The organism is Burkholderia sp. MR1-5-21 (assembly GCF_053427715.1).
In genome coordinates, this window is the sequence record NZ_JBSAXD010000043.1 from 33074 (window position 1) to 58195 (window position 25122).

At 62.4% G+C, this 25122-nt stretch carries 28 protein-coding genes; 20 read left to right on the top strand and 8 right to left on the bottom strand.

The window, feature by feature from the left end; all coding sequences use genetic code 11:
- The first annotated feature begins 6 nt into the window (after positions 1 to 6).
- The 10 genes from ACV229_RS36675 (at position 7) to ACV229_RS36720 (ending at position 10117) form a co-directional block, all read left to right on the top strand.
- Positions 7 to 1050, top strand: a complete 1044-nt coding sequence (locus tag ACV229_RS36675; protein ID WP_448087944.1) for a type IV secretion system protein — start codon at positions 7 to 9, stop codon at positions 1048 to 1050.
- On the top strand, positions 1050 to 2372 hold the full coding sequence (locus ACV229_RS36680) for a TraI domain-containing protein (RefSeq protein WP_448087945.1): 1323 nt from the start codon (positions 1050 to 1052) through the stop codon (positions 2370 to 2372). The genes ACV229_RS36675 and ACV229_RS36680 overlap by 1 nt, the downstream gene beginning before the upstream one ends.
- On the top strand, positions 2369 to 4237 hold the full coding sequence (traD, locus tag ACV229_RS36685; protein ID WP_448087946.1) for a conjugative transfer system coupling protein TraD: 1869 nt from the start codon (positions 2369 to 2371) through the stop codon (positions 4235 to 4237). Before ACV229_RS36680 ends, traD begins: the two co-directional genes overlap by 4 nt.
- A 10-nt stretch (positions 4238 to 4247) precedes the next feature.
- On the top strand, positions 4248 to 4760 hold the full coding sequence (locus tag ACV229_RS36690) for a hypothetical protein (RefSeq protein WP_448087947.1): 513 nt from the start codon (positions 4248 to 4250) through the stop codon (positions 4758 to 4760).
- Complete coding sequence (locus tag ACV229_RS36695) at positions 4723 to 5007, top strand: hypothetical protein (protein WP_448087948.1); 285 nt, start codon at positions 4723 to 4725, stop codon at positions 5005 to 5007. The genes ACV229_RS36690 and ACV229_RS36695 overlap by 38 nt, the downstream gene beginning before the upstream one ends.
- A complete protein-coding gene (locus tag ACV229_RS36700) occupies positions 4997 to 5602 on the top strand; it encodes a DUF4400 domain-containing protein (protein ID WP_448087949.1) in 606 nt (201 codons plus the stop codon). The genes ACV229_RS36695 and ACV229_RS36700 overlap by 11 nt, the downstream gene beginning before the upstream one ends.
- A gap of 31 nt (positions 5603 to 5633) precedes the next feature.
- Positions 5634 to 5963, top strand: a complete 330-nt coding sequence (locus ACV229_RS36705) for a hypothetical protein (protein WP_448087950.1) — start codon at positions 5634 to 5636, stop codon at positions 5961 to 5963.
- A 131-nt stretch (positions 5964 to 6094) separates the two neighbouring features.
- Positions 6095 to 7317, top strand: a protein-coding gene (locus ACV229_RS36710) for an IS3 family transposase (RefSeq protein ID WP_448087951.1) whose coding sequence is annotated in 2 segments (ribosomal slippage) — positions 6095 to 6460 and positions 6463 to 7317 — 1221 coding nt in all. Because the reading frame shifts where the segments join, the coding sequence is not laid out codon by codon here.
- Between the two features lie 175 nt (positions 7318 to 7492).
- Positions 7493 to 8392, top strand: a complete 900-nt coding sequence (locus tag ACV229_RS36715) for an ATPase (RefSeq protein WP_448087952.1) — start codon at positions 7493 to 7495, stop codon at positions 8390 to 8392.
- 18 nt (positions 8393 to 8410) lie between these two features.
- Entirely contained in the window at positions 8411 to 10117 is a 1707-nt protein-coding gene (locus ACV229_RS36720) for an ATP-dependent helicase (protein ID WP_448087953.1), read from the top strand.
- Between the two features lie 58 nt (positions 10118 to 10175).
- Here the strand turns inward: ACV229_RS36720 and ACV229_RS36725 are convergent, their stop codons facing one another.
- From ACV229_RS36725 to ACV229_RS36740, 4 genes are all read right to left on the bottom strand, one after another.
- Positions 10176 to 10643 carry a hypothetical protein gene (locus ACV229_RS36725; RefSeq protein ID WP_448087954.1) on the bottom strand — a complete coding sequence of 156 codons (468 nt, stop codon included), beginning with the start codon at positions 10641 to 10643 and terminating at the stop codon, positions 10176 to 10178.
- A 62-nt stretch (positions 10644 to 10705) separates the two neighbouring features.
- Positions 10706 to 11122 (bottom strand): bactofilin family protein, encoded by a 417-nt coding sequence (locus ACV229_RS36730; RefSeq protein ID WP_448087955.1) that lies wholly within the window; start codon positions 11120 to 11122, stop codon positions 10706 to 10708.
- Between the two features lie 12 nt (positions 11123 to 11134).
- Positions 11135 to 11932 (bottom strand): hypothetical protein, encoded by a 798-nt coding sequence (locus ACV229_RS36735; protein WP_448087956.1) that lies wholly within the window; start codon positions 11930 to 11932, stop codon positions 11135 to 11137.
- Positions 11933 to 12021: 89 nt separating this feature from the next.
- Positions 12022 to 12627, bottom strand: a complete 606-nt coding sequence (locus tag ACV229_RS36740) for a DUF1845 domain-containing protein (protein ID WP_448087957.1) — start codon at positions 12625 to 12627, stop codon at positions 12022 to 12024.
- Positions 12628 to 13158: 531 nt separating this feature from the next.
- On the opposite strand from ACV229_RS36740, the gene ACV229_RS36745 reads away from it, so the two are divergent.
- From ACV229_RS36745 to ACV229_RS36785, 9 genes are all read left to right on the top strand, one after another.
- Complete coding sequence (locus ACV229_RS36745; protein WP_448087958.1) at positions 13159 to 13515, top strand: DUF7696 family protein; 357 nt, start codon at positions 13159 to 13161, stop codon at positions 13513 to 13515.
- Entirely contained in the window at positions 13512 to 14807 is a 1296-nt protein-coding gene (locus ACV229_RS36750) for a recombination directionality factor (protein WP_448087959.1), read from the top strand. Before ACV229_RS36745 ends, ACV229_RS36750 begins: the two co-directional genes overlap by 4 nt.
- A 209-nt stretch (positions 14808 to 15016) precedes the next feature.
- Positions 15017 to 16378: a metallophosphoesterase family protein gene (locus ACV229_RS36755; RefSeq protein ID WP_448087960.1), complete on the top strand. Its 1362-nt coding sequence runs from the start codon at positions 15017 to 15019 to the stop codon at positions 16376 to 16378.
- A 199-nt stretch (positions 16379 to 16577) separates the two neighbouring features.
- The gene (locus ACV229_RS36760; RefSeq protein ID WP_448087961.1) at positions 16578 to 17108 is read left to right on the top strand and encodes a hypothetical protein; all 531 of its coding nucleotides are present in this window, start codon (positions 16578 to 16580) and stop codon (positions 17106 to 17108) included.
- On the top strand, positions 17096 to 19417 hold the full coding sequence (locus ACV229_RS36765; RefSeq protein ID WP_448087962.1) for an SMC family ATPase: 2322 nt from the start codon (positions 17096 to 17098) through the stop codon (positions 19415 to 19417). The genes ACV229_RS36760 and ACV229_RS36765 overlap by 13 nt, the downstream gene beginning before the upstream one ends.
- A 33-nt stretch (positions 19418 to 19450) precedes the next feature.
- Positions 19451 to 19681 (top strand): hypothetical protein, encoded by a 231-nt coding sequence (locus ACV229_RS36770; protein WP_448087963.1) that lies wholly within the window; start codon positions 19451 to 19453, stop codon positions 19679 to 19681.
- A gap of 16 nt (positions 19682 to 19697) precedes the next feature.
- Positions 19698 to 19895, top strand: a complete 198-nt coding sequence (locus ACV229_RS36775; protein WP_448087964.1) for a hypothetical protein — start codon at positions 19698 to 19700, stop codon at positions 19893 to 19895.
- 356 nt (positions 19896 to 20251) lie between these two features.
- Entirely contained in the window at positions 20252 to 20539 is a 288-nt protein-coding gene (locus ACV229_RS36780) for a microviridin/marinostatin family tricyclic proteinase inhibitor (protein WP_448087965.1), read from the top strand.
- A gap of 150 nt (positions 20540 to 20689) precedes the next feature.
- On the top strand, positions 20690 to 21691 hold the full coding sequence (locus ACV229_RS36785) for an MvdD family ATP-grasp ribosomal peptide maturase (RefSeq protein ID WP_448087966.1): 1002 nt from the start codon (positions 20690 to 20692) through the stop codon (positions 21689 to 21691).
- Positions 21692 to 22056: 365 nt separating this feature from the next.
- On the opposite strand, the gene ACV229_RS36790 is transcribed toward ACV229_RS36785, so the two are convergent.
- Entirely contained in the window at positions 22057 to 22983 is a 927-nt protein-coding gene (locus tag ACV229_RS36790) for a tyrosine-type recombinase/integrase (RefSeq protein ID WP_448087967.1), read from the bottom strand.
- A gap of 305 nt (positions 22984 to 23288) precedes the next feature.
- On the bottom strand, positions 23289 to 23678 hold the full coding sequence (locus ACV229_RS36795; protein WP_448087968.1) for a DUF2471 family protein: 390 nt from the start codon (positions 23676 to 23678) through the stop codon (positions 23289 to 23291).
- A gap of 93 nt (positions 23679 to 23771) precedes the next feature.
- Between ACV229_RS36795 and ACV229_RS36800 the strand changes: the two genes are divergently transcribed.
- Complete coding sequence (locus tag ACV229_RS36800) at positions 23772 to 24053, top strand: hypothetical protein (RefSeq protein ID WP_448087969.1); 282 nt, start codon at positions 23772 to 23774, stop codon at positions 24051 to 24053.
- A gap of 190 nt (positions 24054 to 24243) precedes the next feature.
- Here the strand turns inward: ACV229_RS36800 and ACV229_RS36805 are convergent, their stop codons facing one another.
- Together ACV229_RS36805 and ACV229_RS36810 are read right to left on the bottom strand one after the other, a co-directional pair.
- Complete coding sequence (locus tag ACV229_RS36805; protein ID WP_448087970.1) at positions 24244 to 24543, bottom strand: H-NS histone family protein; 300 nt, start codon at positions 24541 to 24543, stop codon at positions 24244 to 24246.
- 330 nt (positions 24544 to 24873) lie between these two features.
- Positions 24874 to 25122 (bottom strand): hypothetical protein (locus tag ACV229_RS36810; RefSeq protein ID WP_448087971.1); only part of this gene is annotated, 249 nt, incomplete at its 5' end.

The following is a 25122-nucleotide window of genomic DNA, read 5'->3' on the forward strand; positions in this document are numbered from 1 at the left end:
CGCGTCATGATGACTGGATGGCTTCGGCGACTGCTTTCGATGGTCGCTGTCCTGACCGTGCTCGTTGGCCCGGCACCTAGCTGGGCGGACACGTCACCTAATGCGGCGGCCGTAGCCGCCGGCGCACCTGCGCCCACGACGTCGGGCGATGTGGGGGCGACGGTCGCGCAAGGCGAAATCGCGCAGGGTAGTCAGCGCGCGTTTCAGACCTTCGGCGGGCTGATTGGTACGTTGATCCAGGCGGCGGTGAGCGTGAGTCAGCAGCTCAGTACCGAATCGGACAAGATTGCGGGTGGCTTGGCGGTCATCACCGTCGTCCTCTCAGGGGTTCGCTTCGCGGCGATCAAGGATCCGGTTGCGGCGTGGGGCGGCATATTCGAGGATCTGGCGATACTCGGTATTTTTGCGTCGTTGTACATGGGCTATTCGTCGTTTGCAACCGGCTTCTATAACTGGTTCTACGGCCTCTCGACCACGATCGCGGGCGGCGACATGACGAGCCTCGTCGGTTCCTTGTTCACCGCGGGCGGTCAATTGTTCGATGCGTTCTTCCAGTCGTTCAAGGGCGCGGCGTGGTACGAGTACCCGGCTCACCTTGTCGCAGTCTTCCCGCTTCTGATCGCCTGTATCGTGCTCTTGATCGCCGGCGTTGTCTTCGCCTACTACATCTATGTGGGTCTGATTCAGATGGCAATCGGGGCGGTGCTCGGGCAGATTGCGATCGCACTGGGATTTTCCGAGTTCACGCGGGGATTCTTCAAGTCGTGGCTCGATTTCATGATTAGCGCCGGTATGTATGCGGTCGTGGCCGCCTGCATGCGGCGGCTGGTCACGCAGTCGATGGCGACGGCGGTTGCGGACGCGACCAAGCTGGGCCTATCGACGCCATTCGCGGCCGCAAACGCGATGACTCTGGCGATCTTCATGCTGTTACTCGCGTTCGAGATCCCGAAGATCGCCGGCATGTTCGGTGGTGGGGCGAGCGCCAGCGGGGCAGCGTTGGGCAAGGCGGCGAGCGCGGCGATGAAGGTCGCCAAGATGGGGTTCTGATGAGCCAGTCCGGTCTTCATTCCCCGATCGCGTCTGGCGATCTACTGGGCCACCACCAGCGCCGCATTGACCTGATCGAGCAATGCGCGAACGAAGCCAGCAAGGACGAATTTCGTCGAAAGTGGTATGCGCTGATGGCGCGATGCGCCGACTGGTTTTCGTCCGCTCCGCTCAGCCCGGACCTGTATCGCGAGCCGGGCGGCGCATTCCGATGCACGATCGAAACGGCGTTCTACGCGATGCGGCTGGCTGGTGGCCAGAAGTTCGGCACCAACCTGCCGTCCGAAAAGCGCCGCCGGATCGAGCCGCAGTACAACTACGGCGTGTTTCTGGCCGCGATCTGCTCGCGTCTCGACGAGCCCTATCGACATTTCGAGTTCGTGCGTGGCTCGGACCATCAGACGTGGAACCCGCCCGTGCACGGTCCGGCCGGGCCTTGGCTCGGTGACGGGCCGTATCGCGTCGCCCGCCGCGGGGCGCCGCTTCCGATCGAGCGGATGCGCACCGGGATGCTCGCGCAAGTGCTGATCGGCAGCGAGCTGCTGGCCGGCCTCGATGCCGAAGTGTTGGCGGAGGTGTTCGGGGCGATCAATCCGAACCTCAGCCCGATGGATGCCGAATCCCTGACACACAAGGTGGTGCGTCAGGCCGTGTCGACGGCGGCCGAGTTCGACCGCAAGGCCCAACGTGGGGTGTTCGCGCCGGTCCAGTTCGAGGTGCCGTCGGCGATCCACGTGGCGGGCGAGCTTGCACCAGTGCAAGCGCAGCCGAAGCCGGTGGCGGTGGACGCAACCGGTTCGGGCACGGCCGCGCGGCCACTCGCGCCGGACGTCGAAGGGGAAGCGCCGCCGACACCCCAACCGGCCGCGACCGCACCGGCCATGAACGGCGGCGAGCCGGCCGCGGTAGCCGACCCGACACCCGACACGGGCTCCGACGCACGGCTCAACGCGCGGCCCCACGCACCGTCGGCGGCGCCGATGAATCCGCGAGAGAACCCGGTCCCCCTGCCCACGGGCAGCCCATCTCCGGGGAAGACTGAGCCGCCGCCCCAGGCGTTCGAGGAAGTCCTGAAGGGTGCCCCGCGCATGATCGTTGAGCTGTTCCGCGCACTGCGCCAGGACGTTCAGATGGGCAAGGCCAAGGTCCAGTGGGGCGACATGGGTCTCGTGTTGCCGAAGCGCCTGATCGGAAGCTACGGCGTCGCGAGCGACACGCTGATCGAACATCTGCGGCGGCGCTCGCTGCTGCTGGGCAACGACTCGACCGAAATCACGATCGCCGCCCGCGCCGGCGAGCTGATTCTGGAGCGCAACGCGTGAACAGTTACATCAACCATTTCCGGCCGATCTTCGAGTTTCGCGCGGTCATCGGCTGGCTGCTCGCCATTTTTATCCTGCCGTTCTCCGGGATGCCGTATGGATGGGCGTTCGCGCTCTTCGGACTCGCGGTGCTGACGCTCCGAGCGTCACAGGTCTGGCGCGCACTGAAGTTCCGCATGGCAATCTCGACGAAGTGGCTGACGACGCTCGAGGTGTCGAAGCTGCTGGCGATCCAGAAGCGGATGCGCGCCGAAGCGAATGCGATGTATCTGGGGATCGGCTACGAGTGGACGCAGAAGCATTGCCAGATCGCGCACGACATCCTGCGGATGCCGACCACCGACATCCCGGGCTTGCCGGCATGGCTGCCGAAGACCGAGCGGGGCCGCAAGTTGGAGGCGCTCATCGAGCAGCTGTTCGCGCCGAAAGACAGCATCCGGGACCGCATGCCCCAAGGTTCGTCCTGGATTCACGGGATGGAACCGAAGAAGGGTCTTGTGCCGTTCCACTACAAGGCGATGGGCGGCCATACGCTGGTAGGGGGCACGACCGGCGCAGGCAAGACACGCACCTACGAGGTGATCTCCACACAGGTGATCCACCTCGGCGACGTGCTGCTGATCGTCGATCCGAAGAACGACAAGGAATGGAAGGAGCGGGTCGAGCGCGAGTGCGCGCGTGCCGCCCGCAAGTTCCTCTACTTCAACCAGGCCAAACCGTCCGAGTCGATTCGCCTCAATCCGATCGAGAACTGGAGCCAGCCGTCCGAAATCCCGAGCCGCATTGCGCAGCTGATGGAGGAGGGGCCCTTCCGAGATTTCGCGTTTCTGTTCATCGACCGCGCCGTGAAGGGCGAGCTGTATATCGGCGACAAGCCGACGCTGCGGTCGATCCTGAAGTACGCGCAGTCGGGCATCACGACATTGCTGGAGAAGGCGCTCAAGCGCTTCTTCATCGAGCGAGGGCTGACCGATTGGGAAACCCTCGTCGCGGCCGACACCGTCAAGATGGCGAACAAGCCCGGCGTGTCAAAAATCGACGGGATGATCTCGCTCTACCAGGCGCGATTCGCGTCGCTCGATCAGGGCCACGAAACCATCGACGGCCTGATCGCGACGCAGACGCACGACCGCGAGCATTACATGCGGATCATCGCCTCGGCGTTGCCACTGTTGCAGATGCTTGCGACGGGCGAAACGGGGCTGATGCTCGCACCGAAGGCCGACGATTTCGAGGACGAGCGCGAGATCTGGGACATCGACAAGATCATCAAGCAGAAGGCCGTGCTTTACATGGGCCTCGACTCGTTGTCGAACAACATCGTTCAGAAGGCGATCGCGTCGATGATCCTGGCCGACGTCGCGGCGGTGTGCGGCTCGATCTACAACTTCTACGCGTCACCGCCGGAAGTGGTGCTCATCATCGACGAGATCGCCGAAGCCATCAACGAGCAGGTGATTCAGGTCCTGAACAAGGGCCGCGGTGCGGGCTTCAAGGCGTTTGTCGCGTTCCAGGCGCGGGCCGACCTCGAAGCCAGACTGGGAAATGCCGCCAAAATGCTGCAGGTTTTGGGGAACCTGAACAACCAGATCATCTTACGCTTGGAGGACAGCGACACTGCGCAGTGGTTCTCCGACAAGGTCGGTGAGACCGCGATTCGCAATCTCGTGATGTCGAGCAGCACGAGCACAGGCAGCGAGGCGCATGTCGGTGAATTTACGGGATCGATTACCCGCTCGCTCCAGTTGGAGAAGGTGCCGTTGATCCCAACCCGCCTGATCCACGGGCTTCCGAACCTGCAGTATTTCATGCGGATTTCGGGCGCATCGGTGTATCAGGGCCGTATTCCAATCCTTAAAGGCTGAAATCTCACGCATGTCTGCCGTATTCAAAAAAATCATCCGCGATCACAAGCTGTCGGCTCGCCTGATTCCGGCTTTTACGCTGGCCCCGGAGCTCGAGCTGGCGTGCACGCGTGTGGCCGAGTTCATCGGCGAAAACTTTATCGGCAAGTCGGAATCGCTCGTCAAGGAGATGCTGACGGAGGGACTCGAAGGCTTCAAGCGCGTGCGTAAGACCGGGGCGCCGCACGTCGCGTTCATGCAAGGCCTGTTCGCACCGGCGCATCTGCTGTACGCGCGGCGCTATGTGGCACGCGACGGCGATCGTTACCACGTCTGGTCGCCCATGTTCGAGCCGATTCCGGCGTTCGAGGCGCGGCACGCGACGCTCACGAAGGAAATGGTCGATGAGCGGTGCCCGGAGAACATCAGCCAGCGCTCCGCGGCCTTCCAGTTGGCGTCGCGCGCATTGACGGGCGAGAACTTCCGGCTCTATTTCGAGGAATACGATGTCGCTCACACCTTTTCTGATAGCGACGCTCGCTAGGGTCGATCGCGATGTCGCGCGCCGCGCGATCAGCACGGCGGCCGCGCAGGACGAGCCCGACGCGCCGGTGCCCGCGGAATTCGCGCGCGGGCAGAACGCGATGGCCTATGCGCTGGCGATGTTCATTCGCCGGCGGCCGCTCCATTTCTACGTCGGGTCGGCCGGACTGGTCGCGTTCCCGGTCTACCTGCTGGCGCGGGCGACGATGGCGCTGATGAGTATGGGGGGCGCCGGACATGGCGGGTAGCCGATTTTTCCAGCACGGGAAGGTTTGGTTCTTCTTCGTGCCGCTGATCGCAGGAATCATCATGCCGGTGCTGCCGGATCAAGCGCTGTTCGCGATCCCGGAGGCGGAGACGCGCTCCGTCGAGGCGACGGTTGGCGAAGGCCGGGCGGACGCGGCCGTCGAATCGACCAATGGCCTCTTCCGGCGCTACTTCGTCGAGACGGGGATCGTGGGCGCGACGATCGCCGGCACGCGGGACGAGACGATCAATGACGGCGGCGTGTCGAGTTTCGCACATACGTGGGTGCACAATTTCTGGCGGCTGGTCTATCGCGCGGTGTATCGGGCCACGGTCATGAAGCTCTGGATCCTCGGCACCTTCGTCTTCGCGGCCGCGATGTTCACTGACGGCGTCGTGCGTCGAAAGATCCGGGCGGCCGCCGCCGGCTACGCGAGCCCGGTATCGTTCCACCTGGCCGCGCACGGCCTGTTGACCGTGTTTGGTGCCGCCTTCGCGGTCCTCATCCTGCCGATCCCCGTGCTGGCCCCGTACTGGATAGTGGCCGCCGCGTGCGTCGGTGGTCTGCTCTGGCATGCAGCGTCTTCATACCAGTAACGGATTCTTCGGAAAACAGGAAATAGCAAGCATGGACTTTGCCTCTTGGTGCCACTCTTACTTTGGCCAAGCCGCGCCTGATTCGTGGCTCGATTTCCTGAAGGATCACCGGTCCAGTATCTACAACGGAACGGGTGGCGTGATCTGGGACGTGGCGGAAATCATCGCCGCGACCGAAGAGCGCGAGCTTGCTGGCAAGGGCGTGTGCATCATCGGTACCGAGAACGACGTCCGAGTCTATTTGTTGCGGGTCCGAGATGGACGGATCTTCGCGGTGGATCGCGCGGACTACCAGATCGTCGATGCCTGGTTCTCGGACATCGACGTGATGACCGATATGTGCCAGTTCGAACGTACGTGAAGGAAGGAAAGCTACCTAAAAACCTGGAGCTTTTCGCCTGAAGCCGCTCAACCGGATGAGCGGCTTTTTTCATTTCGGTGACCCGTCCTGAAATAGGTTGACACTTTTTCGAGAGATCGAAGGGGTGCCAAGTGGAGCAAGGGATCAAGCGGACGCAGCGAGACTACAGTCTGGCTTTTAAGCTGTCGGTGGTGGAGCAGGTCGAAAAAGGCGAACTGACGTACAAAGAGGCGCAGCGACGCTACGGCATCCAGGGTCGCTCGACAGTGCTGGTATGGTTACGGAAGCACGGCTTGCAGGATTGGGCCGATCCATCCGGCCGTGCCTCATCGGACTCCACGATGCCGAAGCAAGGATCAAAGCCACTCACGCCAGAGCAGCGCATCAAGGAACTGGAAACGCAGTTGCGGGAGGCGCAGGAGAAGGCTGCGCTGTTCGAGGCCGTGCTCGACGTGATGCGCAAGGATTACGGGATCACCGTAAAAAAGCCTTCGGGCAGGTCGTCGCGCAAAAGCGGATCGAAAAGCTGAGCGTCGAGCGGGCCTGCCGCTATATGGGCATCAGCCGGCAAGCGTACTACAAGCGTTGCCAGAGCGAGTGCCGCCGCAGTTCAGAGGCCAAGGTCGTGACCGCCCTGGTCCGGGACGTCCGGCTTCGCCAGCCGAGGCTCGGGACACGAAAACTGCATCATTTGCTTGGGCCCGAACTCACTGGGCGCGGCATCAAGCTGGGGCGAGACCGGTTGTTCGATGTGCTGCGCGCCGCGCGCTTGCTGGTCATGCCGCACCGGGCGTACCACAAGACGACTCAAAGCCACCATCGCTTCCGGCGGCATCCGAATCTGCTGAAACCCGGGCCGGATCAAATCGTGCCGACCGGGCCCGAACAGGTGTGGGTTGCCGACATCACGTACTTGCCGACTGCCGGCCCGTTTGTGTATTTAAGCCTCGTCACGGATGCGTACTCGCGCAAGATCGTCGGCCATCACGTTCACGACAGCCTGCAGACCGAACAGGTCAGCCAGGCGCTCAAGAAAGCGTTGCGCACGCGCCAGACCCGCCAGCCGTTGATCCATCACTCCGATCGCGGGATCCAGTACTGCTCGACCTACTATCAGGACATCCATCGGCGCCACGACTTGCGCTGTTCGATGACGGACGGCTACGACTGCTATCAGAACGCCTTGGCCGAACGGGTCAACGGCATCCTCAAGGGCGAATTCCTGTTGCAACGTCCCACCGACCTCGAACAGGCCGCCAAGATGGTCGACCAGTCGGTGCGCATCTACAACCACGAGCGACCTCATGCCGCTCTGAAATACAAAACGCCCGATGCGGTGCATCGGGCGCTCTAGCGTCTGGGTACTGTCAACCTATTCCAGGACTTGACACGGTGCCCGGCGCGCGCGTGACGGCCCCGAAAGCCCCTCAAAATCGACCACGTTTCGGTGCCACGCAGGTTCCCAGTCGTCGCAAAAATAGCCGTATGCCGCGCATGCGGCCACGATCAACCAACAAGGAACCCTCTCAATGAGCACGATCAACGAAGCGACGCCCGTCCTCGATGGCGAAACCGCGACGCTCGCGGCCACGCAACCGCACGTTCCCGCCGATGCCGTGACGGCGGGTGCCGCTGTCGTTGCCAACGGCGAGACGGATACGCCCGCGCGGCCGACCACCGACGGTGCGGACGATGGCGAGCTCGAGCGCGAGCTGGTGGAGATGGAGACCGCTGCCGCGACGCTGCACAAAGAGGGGATGATTAGCGATGCGGAGGCGCAGGAGAAACGCGAGCAGGTCGCGCGCACGCGCAAGCTGTTCAGCGATCTGTCGCCGGCCGAGCGGGCCGCGATCATCTTGCGCCGCCGCGAGATCGGCCGGGAGCTGATGAACAAGCAGTTGTCGGGCGCAGCCGTGGTGACGGCCGAGGTTCGGCTGAACCACACCCGCCTGAAGCCGCTGTTCGAACAGTGGTGGCCGTACCTGAACCGGATGAGCATCAACATGCAGCGATTCGGCCGGTCGACCTTCGGGGCGGAGGATCAGGAGGTCGTGACGACGTATCTCGACACCCAATTGAAGAATCTGGAAGCGTATGTCGGCGAGCAGTTGGAGGTCGCACGCGAGTATCGCGAGAAAACCGAAGCGTCGATGCGCGAGAGCGGCGAAATCGTGTTCTCGCCGACGGTCACGAAGCCGTCGCTGTCGGTGGAAGTCGAGGCGTACACGCGCTTTTCCTATCGCCTGCTGACGCTCATCATGAAGTTCGATCAGGTGATGGACCACTTCGACTTCCTCGTCTGGAACGGTCTGCGTGACCAGTCGGACGTCGACGAGGAAACCGCGCGATTCCTGCGCAAGTTCCATCCGATCGGCCTTCGGGGCTACATGACGCACCTGCGGCTGATGACGACGGTTCGCGGCCGGTAAGGCGAGTCGGTGAGTGCCATGCTCGACGAGCTGAATCCCCAACAGCGCGAGGTGGCACTCCTGCGCCGCCACTGTCTCGCGATAGCATGCCCCGGCGCGGGCAAGACCAAGACGATTGCGGCCAAGGCAGCGCGGCTGCTCGCCGATCCGGCCGCGGTGGTCGGCGCTGTGACCTTCAGCAAGGACGCCGCGCTGGAGTTGCGCGACCGGATCCTGGCGGTCGCGGGACCAGACGCGAAGCGGCAGCTCATCGCGGGCACGTTCCACTCGCTGGCGTTCCGCCAACTGGGGCAACCCGGCCGGCCGCGCCGCGACATCGCCTCTGATGGCGACCGACTCGGGATGCTCGCGCGGGTGATCGCGGAGTTGGGCCTCGAATGGAAAGTCGAAGAGGCCGTGCCGATCATCGAGCGCATCAAGACCAATTTCGGAAGGGTCGACGCCGGCACGACCGAGGCGCAGCTCTATCGCGCCTATCAGGACGCGCTCGAGCGCAACGGCAAGATCGACTTCCAGGACATGCTGCGGCTCGCGGTCGCCGGCATGGAAAATGACGAGATTCGCCCGTACCGTTTCACCGATCTGCTCGTCGACGAGTTTCAGGACACGGATCCGTTGCAATACCGGTGGGTCGAGTTGCATGCGCGCGCCGGCGCGCACGTGACCGTCGTCGGCGACGATGACCAGAGCATCTATGGATTCCGGGCGGCGCTCGGCTTTCGCGGCATGGAGAGCTTTGCCGGCACCTTCGACGCGCAAAAGATCGTGCTCGGCAGCAATTACCGTTGCCGGGCCGAGATCCTGTCGGCGGCCGACAGGGTGATCCGCCACAACGCTGACCGTATCCCGAAAGTGCTGCGGGCAGAGCGCGGCGAAGGTGGCGGCATTGGCAGCCAGCGGTTCGACGACGAGTATGCGGATGCTGTGGCCGCCGTCGAGGCATTGCAGCCGCGCCTCACCGCGGGCAAATCCTGCGCGATTCTCGCGCGCACGAACCGCATTCTCGATCCGATCGAGGCGGTGTGTCGGTCGCATGGGGTGCCGTACTACCGTGCGTCCGGCAGTTCGGTGCTCAACCGCCCACAGGGCGCGCTGATGTGCAACCTGCTCGAGATTGTCGAGGGGCGCAAGCAGAACGGCGTCGACGCAGTGCTGGCCCACATGGGCATGAGTTCGACCGATCTGGCCGTGTTGCACCGGGACATGGGCGCAGACTTCGTGCAACGGCAGAAGAAGGATCTCGTCGCGCTCGGACTAAGGGACGACACAGCCACGGCCTACCGGGGGTTCATGAAGCGCCTGGCCGAGTGGCAATCGCTTTGCGAACGCGAATTCTATTCGCTCGCGCTGGAAGGCGTGTTCGAATGGATGATGGGCTACGCGAAGGGCGATCAGGCGATCCGCGCGATTCAGGGCACCTACGACGTGATCAGCCGCTTGAATGGGCTGTTTTCGGAGCGTATCGACTTTCTCAAGCGCGACAACAACAAGCCTGTCGACGGCGCGTTGGTTCTCACCACCATGCACAGCTCGAAAGGCCTGGAGTGGGATCACGTATGGATCAGCCGGGCGGAAGAGGGCGTGGTGCCCGATGAGAAGAGCCCGGAGTCGGAAGAGCGTCGCCTGTTCTATGTGGCGATGACACGGGCGCGGGACAGTCTGGTGATCTCGACCATCAAGAAAAATCCGGTGTCCCGGTTTGTGATCGAGTCGAAGATCGACTGATTGATCGCTCGAAGAAGTCGGCCGCCGACGGCAGCCGATTCGTTTCCGGAGTCTGGCGTTATTCCTCGGCGTGCAGCTTGAGTCGCAGCTCACCGTGGCCGTCCGGTAACGACACTGTCGCGACCTTGCCTTCCCCGACCGTGGCCGTGAGCTTCACGGGCTTCATGCCGGCGGTTTCGACCACCTCGGACTTGCACGGCCCGGAATCGACCAGCTTGATCTCGACGAGCGACGTGTCGCTTGCGTCGATCTCGAATTGGACCTGGCTGTTCTGCGCGGCGACGGGGCGAACCGTCAGCGCGCGGCCAACGAATTGCTGGTTGGCATTGAGCGAAAACGATGCACCCGATGGCGTGCAGGTGGCGTAGCCAACACTGGTTCCGGACGAGTAGTGGAGCGGCGTAGACTGCTCCACCGGGCGCGTGATCCGGGTGATTCCCGTCATGATGGTGCGGCCGTCTTGTCGCCAGTCGACGTCGAGTTGTTGCGAGGTGTCCGCTGCGTGCGCGGCGCTTGCGACCAACACGGCACCGATCGCGAAAGCGTGGATTGCAGATTTCGATAGCATGGGTGCTCCTTCGTGGGTGGTTAAAGCGCGGTTGCCACTACGGGCGCGACGGGTTCAGCCGGCGACAGCGATTGCACCGGTTCGGCGGCGTGTTCGATCACGAGTTCGCGCGCGACGCGGCTGATCTTGCCGTCGAGCGCGGCTTTAGGGCCAAGCCGGATCGTGCCGCAGTAGTAGACGTTGCCCTTGACCCGCCCGTTGATCTCCAGCATTTCGCGCGCGTGCACGTCGCCTTCCACCGCGCCGTCGATACGCACGTATTCGCCTTGAAGTTGGCCCTTGACCATGCCGCCCTGCCCGATGTGCAGCAGGCCGGTGGTCGAGATGACACTGCCGTTGATCAGCGCGAATACGCTGACGCCGTGGTCGAGGATCAGGTCGCCGTGGATAACTGCGCCTGCTGCGAGCAGCGTGACGTTGAGCGATTTCGTTTTCATGCTGGATCTCGATCAGAAGATTTGAACGTCGCCGGACTTTGCGGCTGCCGGTGCCTTCGGGGCCGGTGCGGGTGCCGCCGCCGCGTCCGGTTGTGGAGCGGGCGCGACGTGTCGGCGCGACGCGATATGCCGGGCGGGATGCGGCGTATGCTGCGGCTCGGCCGATTCCGTGTCCGGCTGCGCTCGAACCGCTGCCCGATTGACCGGGGCCTGCGGCTGCGGGGTAGCTGGCGCGGCCGGTGCGCCATTCGATGCCTGGGGCGGTGCGGTAGGCTCGGGCGCCGGAGCTGTTCGACGCGGCACGCGAATCGGCGATGCCTCGGCTTTCTCGACGTCGCTGACAGGCGTAGAGGTTGCCTTTGGCGCAACGGCGGTCGCCACGCTCGCGGGCGCGGCCAGCTCCTGCGGATCGACCTTCGTCATTGCTGGCGAGGGTGATTTGCCGTCTGCGGTGAGGTCGGCCGAGGTAAACGGGCGGGATGAGACGGGAGCGCCTTGTGCCGCGTCCGGGCGGGGCGTCTGCGGCGTGCTCGCTGCCATTGCGGCGTGCGGGACCGGGGTATGCATGACCCGCCATAGCTTCGCGGCGCTCATGCCGCCGGCGCCGGCCACGAGCGTGACCGCGAAGGCGACCATTGCGGGCCTGGCGATTCGCCCGTACCGCGTGACGCCCGTGACCCACGACCGATCGCGGGCAGGCCGCGAGGGAGCCGGCAGTGCGGGCATTGCCTTTACGTGGCTGGTGATGTCGATCACGATGGGCTGCGATGCATATTGCGCGTGCAGGGCCTCAATTTCTCGTATGTCCATGGAATCCCCTCATTTGTCTGGTCGAGCGTATCCCGCTGCCGGCAAAGTCAAGTGCGTCGGCAGACTACGTTCGAAAGGCTGAGATCGCGTTACTGCTCGCGACGCGAACCGTCGGAGTCGTACTGGTCGTTGTCGGGCGTGCAAATCAGGGAGATCTGCTTGATGCGCCCCTCGGCGTTGGCGAGGATCGTCGCGCGGTCTTGCGCGGTGATCTTCTCGGCGAGCATCGCCTCCATCGTCGAGACGAAAAGCCGGTCGTATTGGGTGAGGCAGCGCACCAGCAGGCCAGCGAGCGGCCGCGTGACCTGCAGTTCGATGCGCTCGTGAGGGAGCCCGACCTTGCGGGCGTTGTGCTGCTCCACCCACGCGGTCGCCTTGCGCAGCCATTCCGAGACATCCCGCAGCGCGACTTCCAGTGCACGCGTCTTGCCGCCGCGCGCAACGGTAATCTTCGACGCACAGAAGTTGTAGTCGCCGCGGATGAAATTCCGGGCGAATTGGGAGCTGTACCGCAGGACGGTCGTCGAATCGGACGTCGGGATGATTCGCGCGATACGTGTATCGCTCGTCAGGCGTTCGATCGGCTTCAAGCCGCTCGCCGACGGGACCGGCTCGGCCTGAGTGTCTACGGGGTGTGCCGGGGCGACGGACGGTTCCTCGTCTGGGTCCGGCGGCAAATCAAGAACAGCGGACATGGCATTTTCGGGTGGTCTCTCTCACCGATGATTGTGAGGGAACCCGATTTAACAATTGGCCGCAAAAGCTAGCCTGTTTTCGCGAGCTTTCGGGGGATTGCGCTCCGGATTTTCCGCAATACTGACTCTACTTCTCGCGTCCACGACGCATCGACCTAGACTTCGAAGCCCGAAGTCCATCTTTTGTATAAGCCGTGCCATCGGGCATGCTCCGACCAGTTGGCAACTGGTGTGGAATCTTCTGCTGATGAGTGCCTCGCCCGCGCTCCCCTTTTTTCAGTCATGAAACTCGTTGCTGGCCGCATTCATTTGCGCCGTGACGTCGTTCGAGCCCGGACATCGGGTGTCTCTCTCCAGACCAGAGTCTGGGTAGAACGACCGTAGCCGACTGAGCCGTGATCCTGCGGCGGAATGGATATTCCGAAAATGGGCTGTTGCGCGGCGTGACCATGCTGCGCGAGGATGACCTAACGTCCTCGATTTGAGCCGACCGGCTCCCTGAGCGCCACATCCCCAGAAGGGATGTGGCGCTTGGGTCATTTCCACCGAATCCAAGAAGCGCGTTCCTCGACCGAGGGACGCGCTTTTTTTTCGCCGTTTGTTTTTGTCCCGGAGGGCCCCGTGCTTCCCAATCGTCTCGACGCGCGTATCGCCGACGTGATCAGCAACACGATCGCCGACGAACGCACAACTGCCAATACCGCGTCGCCTGCCTGGCGCGCGCGGTGCGAGGTGGCTCAAGTCGCGATGTACAGCGATCCCGAGCGCCGCATCTTTCTTTCACACATCGCCGAACGCCGCGGAGAGGCGGCTGCCAACACGCTCGAGCAGTCAGCGAGCGCGATGCGCACTCAGGCGATCTTCATTCTCGCGAGGAAACCATCATGAACGCTGTTGTCAGTATGTTGGGCGGCCCGGCGCGCAGCCTGGTCGAAGAGCGGGCGGTGCGCCCGCCCGTGATCGGACGGATCCGTCCGGGTATCAAGGCGCTCACGTCCAAGGCGCGCGGTAACGCGGAAGCGGTGAGGCTGTACGAGACGATGGTTGCGGCCGGCGATTCGTTCGAGACGATCGGCAAGGCGATCGAGTCGCGCTGCCAGCTCCGGAACGCGCTTGCGCCGAAGAACGTCGACTACTTCACCTGCCGCCGGTCGGATTTCAACAACCCGGACGTGGCGGACGAAATCCTCAAGCTCTACGGCGAGGATCGCGGACAGGGACTGCGCTTGTATCGCTTTCCCGTGCTGTTCGCGTTCAACGACTGGATGCAGAACCTGCCGAACGAAATGGCCGCATGGGGCGGGACGGGGCGGAAGTTCTTCTCCCAGTATGGCCCTGATGGCATTCGCTACTGCAAGACCTACGCGAAGGTCGAGCGGGATCCCCGCGCGCAGCGTGCGGTCCGCCATTTCGGCGGGCGCGACGTGATCTTCCGTCAGGACGAGGCGATCACGGACGGCATCTGTGACCCGGAGCAGTGCCCGCAGTACCAGAGCCGGCAGTGCAACCTCTCCGCGCATTTCGTGTTCGCGATTCCCGATATCAAGGGGCTTGGGCTGATCGAGTTGCCGACGAACTCGATCTACGTCCTTCAAAAGGCCTACGCTGCGATGCAGACCGTGCAGTTGGCCCGCGGCAAGCTGACCGGCACACGCTTCTGGATCTCGAAGCGGGAGTTCGACATCACGCGGATCAACGAGAACGGCGAGGCGGTTCGCCAACCGCAGTTGCTGACCGTGCTCGACGCGGATATCGATATTGGTGCGCTGCTGGATGGTGCGGATGAAGCGCCGCCAGTGATCGAAGCGGCCCAAAGCGCCGCCGCGTTGCTTGGTTCGAGTGGCACGGTCATCCAGCTGCATGGCGGCGCGACGCAAGACGAGGCAGAACCGACGCCCCTCGTCGGTGGTGTCCAAAGTGCGGATCAGGCCGACCCGCCTCCGGAACCGATCGAGGAAAAGCGACATCGCCTTCAGGACTTGCTGCAGCGGTTGCGGCTTGGTGCCGACGATCGCCGCAATCAGTTCCGCGTCTACGGTCACCTCACGTTCGGACGAGGCTGGGCAGACCGCCCGGCTGACATCGACAAGATGATCAGGCGTCTGACCGACGCGCTTGACGCGCCGGATGCCCTCAACCGTGAGATCGCCGAGGCCGTCGATTCGTTCGACCGACGGTAACGGCATTCCTCATTCGCCGGCCCTTCGGGGCTGGCACTTCTTTTCGCGCGACCGAGAGAGCATTTCAGCAAACGCGATTTTCTCAAGTGCTTTCGACCGCGTTCCTCACGCATCGAAACCGTCCGCGCAAGCGGCCATATCTTGACTCGTTTGATGTTCATCGACTGTCGGCTGCCGCAAGGCGGCCGTTTTCATATCTGGAGGCGACGATGAAAATCGCGCATTTTTCTGACCTGCATTACTCGCCGGAGAACCTCGAGGAGGCCGACCGCTGCTTTCGCTTCGCCGTTGGCGACGCGATCGCGCGCGGTGCGCATCTGGCTGTGATCTCGGGTGATTCGACCGATCATCGCCTCGACGCGCATGCGCCGGCGCTGCACGCGCTCGCCACGCAGGTGCACCGGCTCGCCGAGGCGATGCCCGTGATCATGTTGCAGGGCACGTTCTCGCACGAACCGCCCGGCACGCTCGACAACTTTGCGTTGATGGGTGCGCGGTTTCCGGTATTCGTCGCGGATCGGATCTGTCAGGTCGCGCTGTCCGAGGGAGCGTTCCGGGCCTCCGACGGCCCGGTGTTCTCGTACGAGGACATGCTCGATTTCGAGCGGCTGAGTCCGGACGCGGTGTTCACCTGCCTGCCGACGATCAACAAGGGGGACCTGGCGCTCAAGGTGGGCGCGCTGGCGTCGTCCACCGAGCTGGGCGAGATCCTCGGCTCCTATCTTGCGGCCGCCGGAACGAACAACGCTCACTTCCGGGGGATGAACGTGCCGACGGTTGGCATTTCCCATGGCACGGTGACAGGCTGTATGACCGAGCATGGTGTGGTGATGGCTGGCTTCGATCACGAGTTCAGCCTCAACGCGCTGTTCGATGCCGAGTGTTCGGCGTTCATGTTGGGGCACATCCACAAACATCAGTTATGGGAGCTTGCGGGCCGCCGTGTCGCCTATCCTGGTTCGATCGGGCGCTTTCATTATGGCGAAGAGGGTGATAAAGGCTACCTGCTCTGGAGTGTTGACTATGACGGTGCAGTGCCGGAACTGGTTGCCACCCCGTCGCGCGAGATGGTCTACGTTGAGTTCGAAGGTCCGCCGGATGTCGCGCGGCTGGCAGCCTTGGCAGCCGACTCGGCTGGAAAGTTCGTCCGGGTGCGTTGGCAGATCGACGAGGAGCACAAGCAGCTCGTCGACCGGAAGGCGATCGAGGCGATGTTCTCTGGCGCTGCCGGGCTGAAGCTGGAGCCGCGAGTACTGCCGGTGACGCGCAGTCGCGCGGAAGGCATCAGCCGCGAAGTGACGGTGGAGGCCAAGATTGCGCGTTGGTGCGAACTGACCGGCGTCGAGGCGTTACCGCTGTTGGATCGGCTGCAGGCGCTCGAGATCGGCGATGCGGAGTCGATTGCCGCGTGTGTGCTCGACCGCCTTGCTCAGCTTCCCGAGAAGGCTTGCGAGCCATCCGGTGCCGTCGATACCGCCAATGTCGTTCCGATGCCAATCACCGTTGCCCAGCCGGAGCACGCGAGCAAGCCGTCGCTTTCGTGGCTGGAAGACGATCTGTTCGCGGCATGACGACGACTTTCGATTGAGCGGTCGGCACGACGCTTTCCCTTGGACACAGCCGTGTTCCGATAGCCTTCGGGCTATCGAAACGAGGTTCACCCCGCGTCGCAAGACGCTTCGATCGCAGCATCGCTGCATCCATTTTCTTTTGACCCTGGTGGGGAGCGATCCCCTCGGGGCGCACTCCGCCCAATTCGACAGGAGTGTGATGATGTTTGGCCTTTACCCAGCTGGTCCCCAGTGGATCAAGTTCTACCAGTCCAAAGCGAACGCGCGCGCACTTCAACAGAGTCTCGTTGATTGCCGTGAATTCGTCGCCGGCATTTTTCACCAACCGTTTGGCGCACAGCGCGGGTTCGTGGTTGCGCAACGCGACCACTTCCTCGTGCTCGCCGACTCAATGGACACGTCCGAGCCGGAAGTTGTTGTTGTGCCCGACGTCGAGCTGCAAAATTTTCTCTGGTCATTCAATACTGGGTATGCCGGCCAGTGGTCTGCACGCGAGCTGCGCGCGCTGACCGGGCATGGCGATTGGGACAGCCTGATCCGGGCTTCTGTCAGCGCATTTGCGTCGATCGCAGACGATGTCCAGAAAGCGGCGGACGGGCAGCTGGTGAAACCCGTCGCCGCACCGACGCTGATGACGGACGGCTGGCCGGACGATGACGATTCGCCATGGCTGCCGGCGGACTGCATGCACGACGCGCCGTATCAGGAGGTGCTGCCATGCGCCCGCTGAAGCTCTCGCTCGAGGGATTCTATGGTGTCCGGGACGGGATGAAGCGTGATTGCGTGGACCTCGACCTGGAAGCGCTGCCGCATGGCCTGATCGCGCTGACCGGCCCGAATGGCGCCGGGAAGACGACGATCATGGACAACCTGCATCCGTACCGGATCATGCCGTCGCGCGCGTCGAAGCTCTCTGTCGACGCGTTTTCGTACTGGGAACACCTATATGGCAGCCAGGCGAGAAAGGAATTCGAATGGACGCACGATGGCATCCGCTATCGCTCGTCATTCGCGTTTCGCAAGCCCAGCAAGACCGGGAAGGCCGACTATTTCCTGTTCTACCAGTCGACGGACGGGGAATGGCAGCCGGTCACGCTACCGGATGGCACCGTTTCGGATGGCAAGGGCGAGACCTACGACCGCTGCGTCGAAGCGATTTGCGGCTCGTTGGAATCGTTCTTCACGAGCGTGTTCTCGGCGCAGAATCGCCGGCCGTTGGCCTCCTACGGCGCGTCGGAAATCAAGGCGCTGCTGGCGGAGCTGCTGAAGATCGATCACCTGCGCGCGCTGGCTGCCAAGGCGGCCGACGTCGCGAAGGTCCTGGCGCGGCGTCTCGACGTCGTGCAGCAGGAGATCGTTGCGTTTTCCGGCAAGCGCGAGCGAGCTGAGCAGACGCGGCGGACCATGGAAGCCGACGCAACGGCGCTCGCGACAGCGAAAGCCGAGCGTGACGCACTTCAAGTTTCGACAGGCAATCTAACGCAGCAACGCACGACGCTCGTGGCGAAGCAAAGCGAGAACGCGGATGTCGAGTCCCGACTTCGTGAACTTGCGGGCCGTCGCAACGAGCTGAATGCTTCTCTGCAGGCGATCGAGCGCGATGCAAATGCCGATCGCGTACGCGTGGTGCAGCGGCGCAGCACGATCCAGCAGGCCATCGCCGGTTCCGAGGCGACGCTGAAGCAGCGGGATGCGATCTTGGGCGCATCGGAGCAGCGTGAGCGAGCTTTGCTCCAGATCTCGCAGTTGGAGACGAAGGTCGAGCCGCTACAGCGCGCCATCGCCGACCTGGAAGCGAAGCAACTTCGCCATACGGCGATCGGGTCGATGTTGACCGGGCTGGAGTCGGAGGGCTCGACGAAGGCTGCGTTGCTGAAGAATCTGCGTGAGCAAGCCGGCGTTGTCGAGAAGGTCCCGTGCTCAGGCATGGACATTCACGCGACATGTCCGCTTCTGGCACAGGCTCGCAATGCTGCGCAGGAAGTCACGGTTCAGACGGTCTCTCTGACTGATCTTCGTACCCGATACCGGGCGCACAAGATGGAAGGAGAGGCCCTTGCCCCGGTCGTGGCACAGCTGTCGACGAGGCGCGCCGAGCTGCAATCGGTAAATGTGGGGTTGTTGGTCGCGCGCCAGGAACTTCAACGGGCGACCGATCTGGCGGCGCGCAAGCCGTTGCTCGACGCCGCCGAAGCCGGGCTGACCTCATCGCGAGCGGAACTGCTCACCCTTGATACCGAGGAAGCTGACGCCGCAAAACGTCGTGAGACGGAACAAACGCGCGTGACCGTGCTGCTGCGCGAGCTCGAGGCGGAAGTTTCTCGGCTCGCGGCGGTTGACGTGACGCAGGCCGTCGCCGATCTCGACCGAAAGCTGACTGCGGACCGACAAGCACTCACTGCCGTGGACGCGCGAATCGAAGCGCTAATTCGCAGTCAGGCGACGCGCGAGACCGAACTGATCGGAATCGAGCGGGAACTCGCTGGCCTCGAATCCACGCAGGCGCTCGCGGCTCGCATTTCCGACGAAGTTGCGCAGTGGAAGCTCGTCGCGAAAGGCCTGGGCAACGACGGCGTGATTGCGTTAACGATCGACGATGCGGGCCCGGCGCTGACGCAGACGGTGAACGACCTGCTGCTCGCGTGCTACGGCACGCGGTTCACGGTCGAGATCCAGACCCAACGTGCACTGGCCAGCGGCGAACTGCGCGAGGGCTTCGAAATCCTCGTGCACGATGCCGACAGCGATAGCAGCAAGGCGGTCGGGGTCATGTCCGGTGGGCAGAAGGTCTGGATCAACGAGTGCCTGACACGTGGCATCGCGCTGTACATCGCGGGCAATGCGGGGCAGCCGTACCAGTCGCTGTTCAGCGACGAGTCGGATGGTCCGCTGGATCCGCAACGCAAGGTGCAGTTCATGCGCATGAAGCGGGAGGTGTTGAGGCAGGGCGGCTACGAGCGGGAATTTTTTATCACGCAGACGCCCGAGCTGATCGCCGAAGCCGATGCAGTCATCGATGTAGTCGCGCTCGCCCAGTAGGGCGGCGTTCATTTCTTTTAACCCTGGCGGGGAATGTCCCCGCAGGGGCGTTCCTCGCTTTTCTTTTTTGTGAAGAACGTCATGCAACTGAAGTCTTTTCAATCGAGTACCCTGACGGCGTTCACGGTGGCAACGCGTCCGGCGCGCCCGCGCGTCGGCGTCGAACACGCCTACACGCTGAACGGCTCGGAACTGCGCGACGTCTTGATCGATGGCCGCTGGGTCACGCTGTCGGCGACGGCGGCACCGTCTCAAGCAGCCTGAGTAGTGGAGATCAGCGATGTCGAATCTCGTCACGATGTTGATCGCTGCCCACGGGCCGCTACCGGCTAGCCAGCCGGGGATCGAGCGGCCCGTCTGGCGGCCGGCGATCACGGTGCAACGTCGGATCGAGGAAGAGACGGACTTCGTCATCTGCAAGGATGGTCGAGTCCCCGTCTTTCTGGTTGGTCGGCCGAAAAGCTGCGGTGCCCATTGAACCTTCCATCTGCACGTCCTGCTTTCGAATGATGGCGGAGCGTATGCAGCTGGAGATTCACGGATCCCAAAGTGGGCAATTGAGCCTATCCGAAACCTTGTGTGTGAGGGGCTGACGACCTGTCGGCCAACCTCCACCATTCCGCACGCTCACGTTGGCGTTGAGCCAACGAATTCCCTGTTGATCCGCGACACGCCCTGCCGCCTTTATCGCGGCTCGGCGTGAAATCCTCCGGCACCCCAGGGCGTTACACGCTGGCGTCAAGGACGCACATGCGACTGGCACGGCGGTTGCAGGAGTATGAGGCGGCTCATGCCGCTTCAATGGCTCATCAACTTTCAGCGAGGTAAGTAATCATGTCCAGCATCAAAACTGAAGATCTGTCGCCGCTACCGTTCTTTGCGCATTTCTTGGAAAGTCAGTTCTCCAAGGATCTCACGCGGGAAGAGATGAAGGCGATCCGCGGCGGTTCCGTCGTGACGATGGCCGCCCCATCCGACCAGGAAGGCGTGCCGACCGGAGAATTGCCTGACATTCAGGCCCTTATCCGGGACGTCACCGGCCGCGTGAGTCAGCTACCTGGCATTCGTCCGCAGCCAGTCACCCTGATGTATCCGTCGGACGGGGAAATCATTCCTCTCTAGCTTTCGGTCCATGTACCCATCACGAGACCGCACCTGTCCTGCCATCGAGCGCGCGGCGCAGTGTTATCCCGGCGCGCGCTCGATCCCGGTGCCCGGTGTCGGTCTCAAGCCCTCGAGGCGAAGATAGGTGTTCAGCAAAGGAGCTGCAATATGTCCGAACGGCATCGACCGGCGGTGATCCTGATCATCACCCATAGCAACGACAACGAGAGTATCCAGTTGGTCATGGATGCTGTGGCTGCACAAGACGGCGTCGCTTATCGGTTCGATACGGACCGCTTTCCCACCGATATTCAACTTCGAAACCAGTACAGTGGCGAAGATGAACGGCTTTTCCTCGGATGCGAGGACTACGAGTTGGATCTGCGGACGGTATCCGCCGTGTGGTATCGGCGCATCGCAATCGGGCAGTGCATCCCTCAGACGATGGAGCCGCAGCTAAGACGGGCCGCGATCGATCAATCACGCGCTACGGTACACGGCATGATCGCCAGCCTCGATGCCTTCCATCTGGATCCCGTGCATCGCCTTCGCCGCGCCGAAAACAAGCAGCTTCAGTTAAAGATCGCGAGAGAGGTTGGTCTGCATATTCCACGTACCCTGATTACAAACGAGCCGGAAGCGGTGCGAACGTTCGCGCGCGAATGCAGGCACGGGATGATCATGAAGACTTTGTCCTCTTTTGCCATCTATGAGCAGGGCGAAGAGAAAGTGGTCTTTACCAACACTGTCCAAACCAAAGACCTCGAACACCTCGCCGACCTGCGTTACTGCCCGGCTACCTTTCAAGAACAAGTTTCCAAGGCACTGGAACTCAGGACCACGATCGTGGGAGACCGGCTGTTCACCGCATCGATCGATTCCCAACGGTCGGAAAAATCCAGGATCGATTGGCGCCGTGATGGTCTTGAGCTGATCGATGAGTGGGAGCCGTATCAACTCCCGCCCAATGTAGAGGAAAGGCTGCTGAGGCTTATGCGTATTCTGGGCCTCAGCTACGGTGCAGCAGATCTGATCCTCACCCCTGACGGTCATCACATCTTTCTGGAGGTCAACCCGGTTGGGGAGTTCTTCTGGCTGGAAAAATACTCGGGACTGCCGCTCTCTTCCGCGATCGCTGGCCTGCTTGTCTCCAACGGCGGAGATCGGTGACCCATTCCGTTCCTGAACCGGGTAACGCAACCATCGCAGTCTGCGGAGATGCGAAATCTGAGCGCGAAAGAGGGCCGAATAGCCGATGAATCGCACTTTCTCGCCAGAAGCGACTCCCATAAAATTCCGCCCGGCTTCTACTCGACTACGGACAGGTGCTATGGAAAGCCAGATGAGGTCAGTCTTTCTTTGACTGGCGGAGCGATTCTCGCCCGTGGGCGCGTTTGGTTGTTGGCTCGTCAATATGTGGCCGGTGACGTAGATTAGGTCGAGGTAGGGTGTTGAGTAGGGCATTCGACGGCGCCGATGGAGAGAAACGCCAGCGCGGTTGCTGGCTCTTCAAACCTGTCGAGTCGTCGGCGAAGTCAAGGCGCCGGGCTGACCTCTGCGTGCGGAAGGGTCGCGCGCAGTCGGACGACCGTCCGTTGGCTGGCTAAACCTAACCGTTGACTCACATCCTCATTGCTCTGGCCGGCGATCAAGAGGCGCCGCGCGTAGGTGTTGCGGAGCGTGCGCGGACCCATGTCAGGCAAGCGGACGTCGATGGCGAGTAACTCGTCGCGCACGATCCGCCCGAGCATCTCGTCGGTCATGGGTCCGCCGCCGCGCGGCGAAGGGAACAACAACGTGTCGTTTGCCGTCGGGTGCTGCGATTGCCACCGCGACAGGGCGGGGCGCGCGAACTCTGCAATATCGATCCGGCGCGCATCGCGCGCGCCGCGCTTCGGGATCTGGATGTGCGGCCGGATCGGCGCTAGGTCAAGCTCGCTGGCGTTGGCAAGGCGAATCTCCTGAGCCGTCACGCCGGTGGCCAGCAACAACCCAACGATCGCGCGATTGCGCAGCGCACGGGCCTCTAGGCTGTCGACGTCGGCGACCTGCGCTTGCAATCGAACATCGTCGATTTCGGGGATATACACCGGGTTGGGCTCGTCTTCAGGCCACTCTTGTGTGAGCGCGAAGGCGGCGGCCGGATTCGATTGGCGCACACCGATCTCGGTCAGGTGGCGGCACAGCCGGTCGATGAGCTTGTGGTACCGCAGACGCGTCGTGGTGCCGGGCTGACATCGATTGTCGACGTCGGCAAAGAACGTCTCGAGGTGCTCCGGGCCGAAGGTGGCCAGCGTCTTGTGCGCGGCCGTGAGGTGGTGCATGAAGCGCGCGAACATAGCCTGATGTTGGACGATCGATCGCGGCGAGAACGCGCGACGGTCGGCACCGGCGGCGTCCGTGTGTTGCCATTGCTTATAGGCCTCGACAGGCGCCGACAGCCAGAGAGTGGGTTCGTCCATTCGTTCTTATATACTGAATATCGCTCACCCCCAAGCCTAACGCGAATCTACGATTCGCGTCTCCTGCCACCAGGATAGAGGGGCGTGCCATCCCGGTCATTTGCACATCTTGCGAAACGCCGCTTTCGCTCGGCCGACGCTCGTGTAGTCGCCGCGAGGGAGTCTGTCCGGGGTCCACAATAGGCACTTCTCGATGCCCGACACGATGTATCGCCCGATCGTCCAACCTTCCGGGTATGTCCAGCCATATTCGCTGACTTCGCGCCACTCGTCGCCCGACTCGACGGGCGAATGCGGCCGGCCGCTCATGCCGATTCCACTTTTCGACCATTCGCCTGCGCGTTTGACAACGCGCGAACGCACAGGTAGACGGTCGGCAGCGACGGACCCTCGATCCGCCAATCGATCGGGCCGTAAAGATCGACGCCTGGCAACGTGGCCGCGCTGATCCGCGGCAGACCACCGATGACCGCTGGCTCATTGCGGCTCTGGAATCCGAGATCGGAAAAAGCCTGCTCTTCGATTTCGAGCAGGACAGCCCAGCTCAAGGCGTGCGCCAGTCCCGCATTGAAATAGCGGTTCGCCAGCGACGCGGTAATGCGCCATAGATCGTCCGTCGCGTGTTCAAGCGCATGTTCATACAGCACTGGGTCGAAGTCCGGATCGCGGCGATCAACAGTAGGTCGCAAATTCATGGTCAATCGATGGTGTGACGCGGGCGACAGGTCACGCGCGGTGCGGACCGTGCTCGCAGCAACAAAAACGCTGTAAATATATCCAGCGTGTTCGTGGAATTCAAGGTTGGGGGCAACCGACCCGATCTCGAACTGCGCACGATCCGTGCCATCAATCCACGCCGGTGGGCGACCGCGACTCAACAAGTCGATAGTGTGCTAAGAGAGATTGCGTCCGCCTCTGAGGAGCAACACAACGGCGCCGAAGAGCTGTCACGGGCCTCTGACTGGGTCAAGCCGATAGCGCAGAGCGAGTTCGTGCGGCCGCTCGGTTTGGATAAAGACGTACTTGCAGGTGGAGGGACGGTTCGAAAAGCACTCTGCAAATCGCAGTGACGACCGGAATCTCGGAACTGATGCGAGATGGCGTCGTGTAAAAATCAGGGCGGACCGGCAACCGGCAGTTGGTGGTGCGGGACCGGCGAAATCAGGACTACGTCTTGCGTGCCCATTTGGTGCTTTACACACGCTTTGGCTGCCGCGGATATTATCTTTCCGCGGCCGGCCAAGTCACAGGTGAGGAAACTTACTCCTGGATCAGGAACCGATTGCGATTCTTGGCATCTTTGATCCAGGCAGGCGCGCGGCCGCGGCCCGACCAGGTTGCGCCGGTCTTGGGATCGCGATACTTCGCTTCCACCGGTCCCTTTGTCTGCTTTGCCGACCTGCCGCGACGCGTACCAAAGATGTCCTTCTCGGTAATGCCGTACTCGGCCACTTTGGCCCGAATGTCGTCAACAACAGCTTGGAATTCTGATAGCCGGGCGGCCTCAGTTTTCTCTACCAAGGCGCCCATTTGAGCTTTCAGTTCCTTGTAAGTCGCCATGTTTTCCTCCTCTGGTTATGTTGCGCATATGGTAGCGGTTTCGCCTTACAAGAAGGAGCGAATCGAGGGGTAGGTGCTACTCAATCGATGGCCGGCCTGACCGAGTGTGACTCCCTACGGAAAACTCAACCGGCCACTTTCAGATGCGGACTTCGATGAATGCGATCGGCCGGTTCGGCAAGTGATCAAAGAATCGGTTATCTCGAACGCCGATCTGGCGACGCAACGCGAGCCCGACCCACAACGGACTGTCGCCTTGCTCGGAAGCGGACGTTCAAACGCCGAGCTAAAGGGCGGCATGCCGTTTCGCTGTCCCGGTTGGGCGACGTGTTAATTGGACTCCGCGCCTTCTATCCTTTCCTCATACTGGCTTAGCTTGTCCATAGCCGCTCGATTATTCTTGTAGCGCCTCTTCAGAGCAGCCAAGCGTTTATCCGTACCAGAGCAGTAGATATCCAGACTATCCACAACAAACTCCCTGCGCTCGATTTGTTCTGGGCTGTTCCCTTCAATGGGTTCACCACGAAAATGGTCACATATGTTGCGTTCAGCGATGTAGCTCTTCACCTCTTGCGGAAG

What these genes read in the sequence shown, in the direction of transcription:
- ACV229_RS36790 (WP_448087967.1), bottom strand. Translation starts at nt 22,983, where the DNA reads ATGGACGAACCCACTCTCTGGCTGTCGGCGCCTGTCGAGGCCTATAAG.
- ACV229_RS36805 (WP_448087970.1), bottom strand. Translation starts at nt 24,543, where the DNA reads ATGGCGACTTACAAGGAACTGAAAGCTCAAATGGGCGCCTTGGTAGAG.
- ACV229_RS36770 (WP_448087963.1), top strand. Translation starts at nt 19,451, where the DNA reads ATGTCCCCGCAGGGGCGTTCCTCGCTTTTCTTTTTTGTGAAGAACGTC.
- ACV229_RS36785 (WP_448087966.1), top strand. Translation starts at nt 20,690, where the DNA reads ATGTCCGAACGGCATCGACCGGCGGTGATCCTGATCATCACCCATAGC.
- ACV229_RS36695 (WP_448087948.1), top strand. Translation starts at nt 4,723, where the DNA reads ATGTCGCTCACACCTTTTCTGATAGCGACGCTCGCTAGGGTCGATCGC.
- ACV229_RS36795 (WP_448087968.1), bottom strand. Translation starts at nt 23,678, where the DNA reads ATGAATTTGCGACCTACTGTTGATCGCCGCGATCCGGACTTCGACCCA.
- ACV229_RS36705 (WP_448087950.1), top strand. Translation starts at nt 5,634, where the DNA reads ATGGACTTTGCCTCTTGGTGCCACTCTTACTTTGGCCAAGCCGCGCCT.
- ACV229_RS36775 (WP_448087964.1), top strand. Translation starts at nt 19,698, where the DNA reads ATGTCGAATCTCGTCACGATGTTGATCGCTGCCCACGGGCCGCTACCG.
- ACV229_RS36715 (WP_448087952.1), top strand. Translation starts at nt 7,493, where the DNA reads ATGAGCACGATCAACGAAGCGACGCCCGTCCTCGATGGCGAAACCGCG.
- ACV229_RS36780 (WP_448087965.1), top strand. Translation starts at nt 20,252, where the DNA reads ATGTCCAGCATCAAAACTGAAGATCTGTCGCCGCTACCGTTCTTTGCG.
- ACV229_RS36755 (WP_448087960.1), top strand. Translation starts at nt 15,017, where the DNA reads ATGAAAATCGCGCATTTTTCTGACCTGCATTACTCGCCGGAGAACCTC.
- ACV229_RS36720 (WP_448087953.1), top strand. Translation starts at nt 8,411, where the DNA reads ATGCTCGACGAGCTGAATCCCCAACAGCGCGAGGTGGCACTCCTGCGC.
- ACV229_RS36765 (WP_448087962.1), top strand. Translation starts at nt 17,096, where the DNA reads ATGCGCCCGCTGAAGCTCTCGCTCGAGGGATTCTATGGTGTCCGGGAC.
- ACV229_RS36700 (WP_448087949.1), top strand. Translation starts at nt 4,997, where the DNA reads ATGGCGGGTAGCCGATTTTTCCAGCACGGGAAGGTTTGGTTCTTCTTC.
- ACV229_RS36760 (WP_448087961.1), top strand. Translation starts at nt 16,578, where the DNA reads ATGATGTTTGGCCTTTACCCAGCTGGTCCCCAGTGGATCAAGTTCTAC.
- ACV229_RS36750 (WP_448087959.1), top strand. Translation starts at nt 13,512, where the DNA reads ATGAACGCTGTTGTCAGTATGTTGGGCGGCCCGGCGCGCAGCCTGGTC.
- ACV229_RS36680 (WP_448087945.1), top strand. Translation starts at nt 1,050, where the DNA reads ATGAGCCAGTCCGGTCTTCATTCCCCGATCGCGTCTGGCGATCTACTG.
- ACV229_RS36730 (WP_448087955.1), bottom strand. Translation starts at nt 11,122, where the DNA reads ATGAAAACGAAATCGCTCAACGTCACGCTGCTCGCAGCAGGCGCAGTT.
- ACV229_RS36735 (WP_448087956.1), bottom strand. Translation starts at nt 11,932, where the DNA reads ATGGACATACGAGAAATTGAGGCCCTGCACGCGCAATATGCATCGCAG.
- ACV229_RS36740 (WP_448087957.1), bottom strand. Translation starts at nt 12,627, where the DNA reads ATGTCCGCTGTTCTTGATTTGCCGCCGGACCCAGACGAGGAACCGTCC.
- ACV229_RS36675 (WP_448087944.1), top strand. Translation starts at nt 7, where the DNA reads ATGATGACTGGATGGCTTCGGCGACTGCTTTCGATGGTCGCTGTCCTG.
- ACV229_RS36690 (WP_448087947.1), top strand. Translation starts at nt 4,248, where the DNA reads ATGTCTGCCGTATTCAAAAAAATCATCCGCGATCACAAGCTGTCGGCT.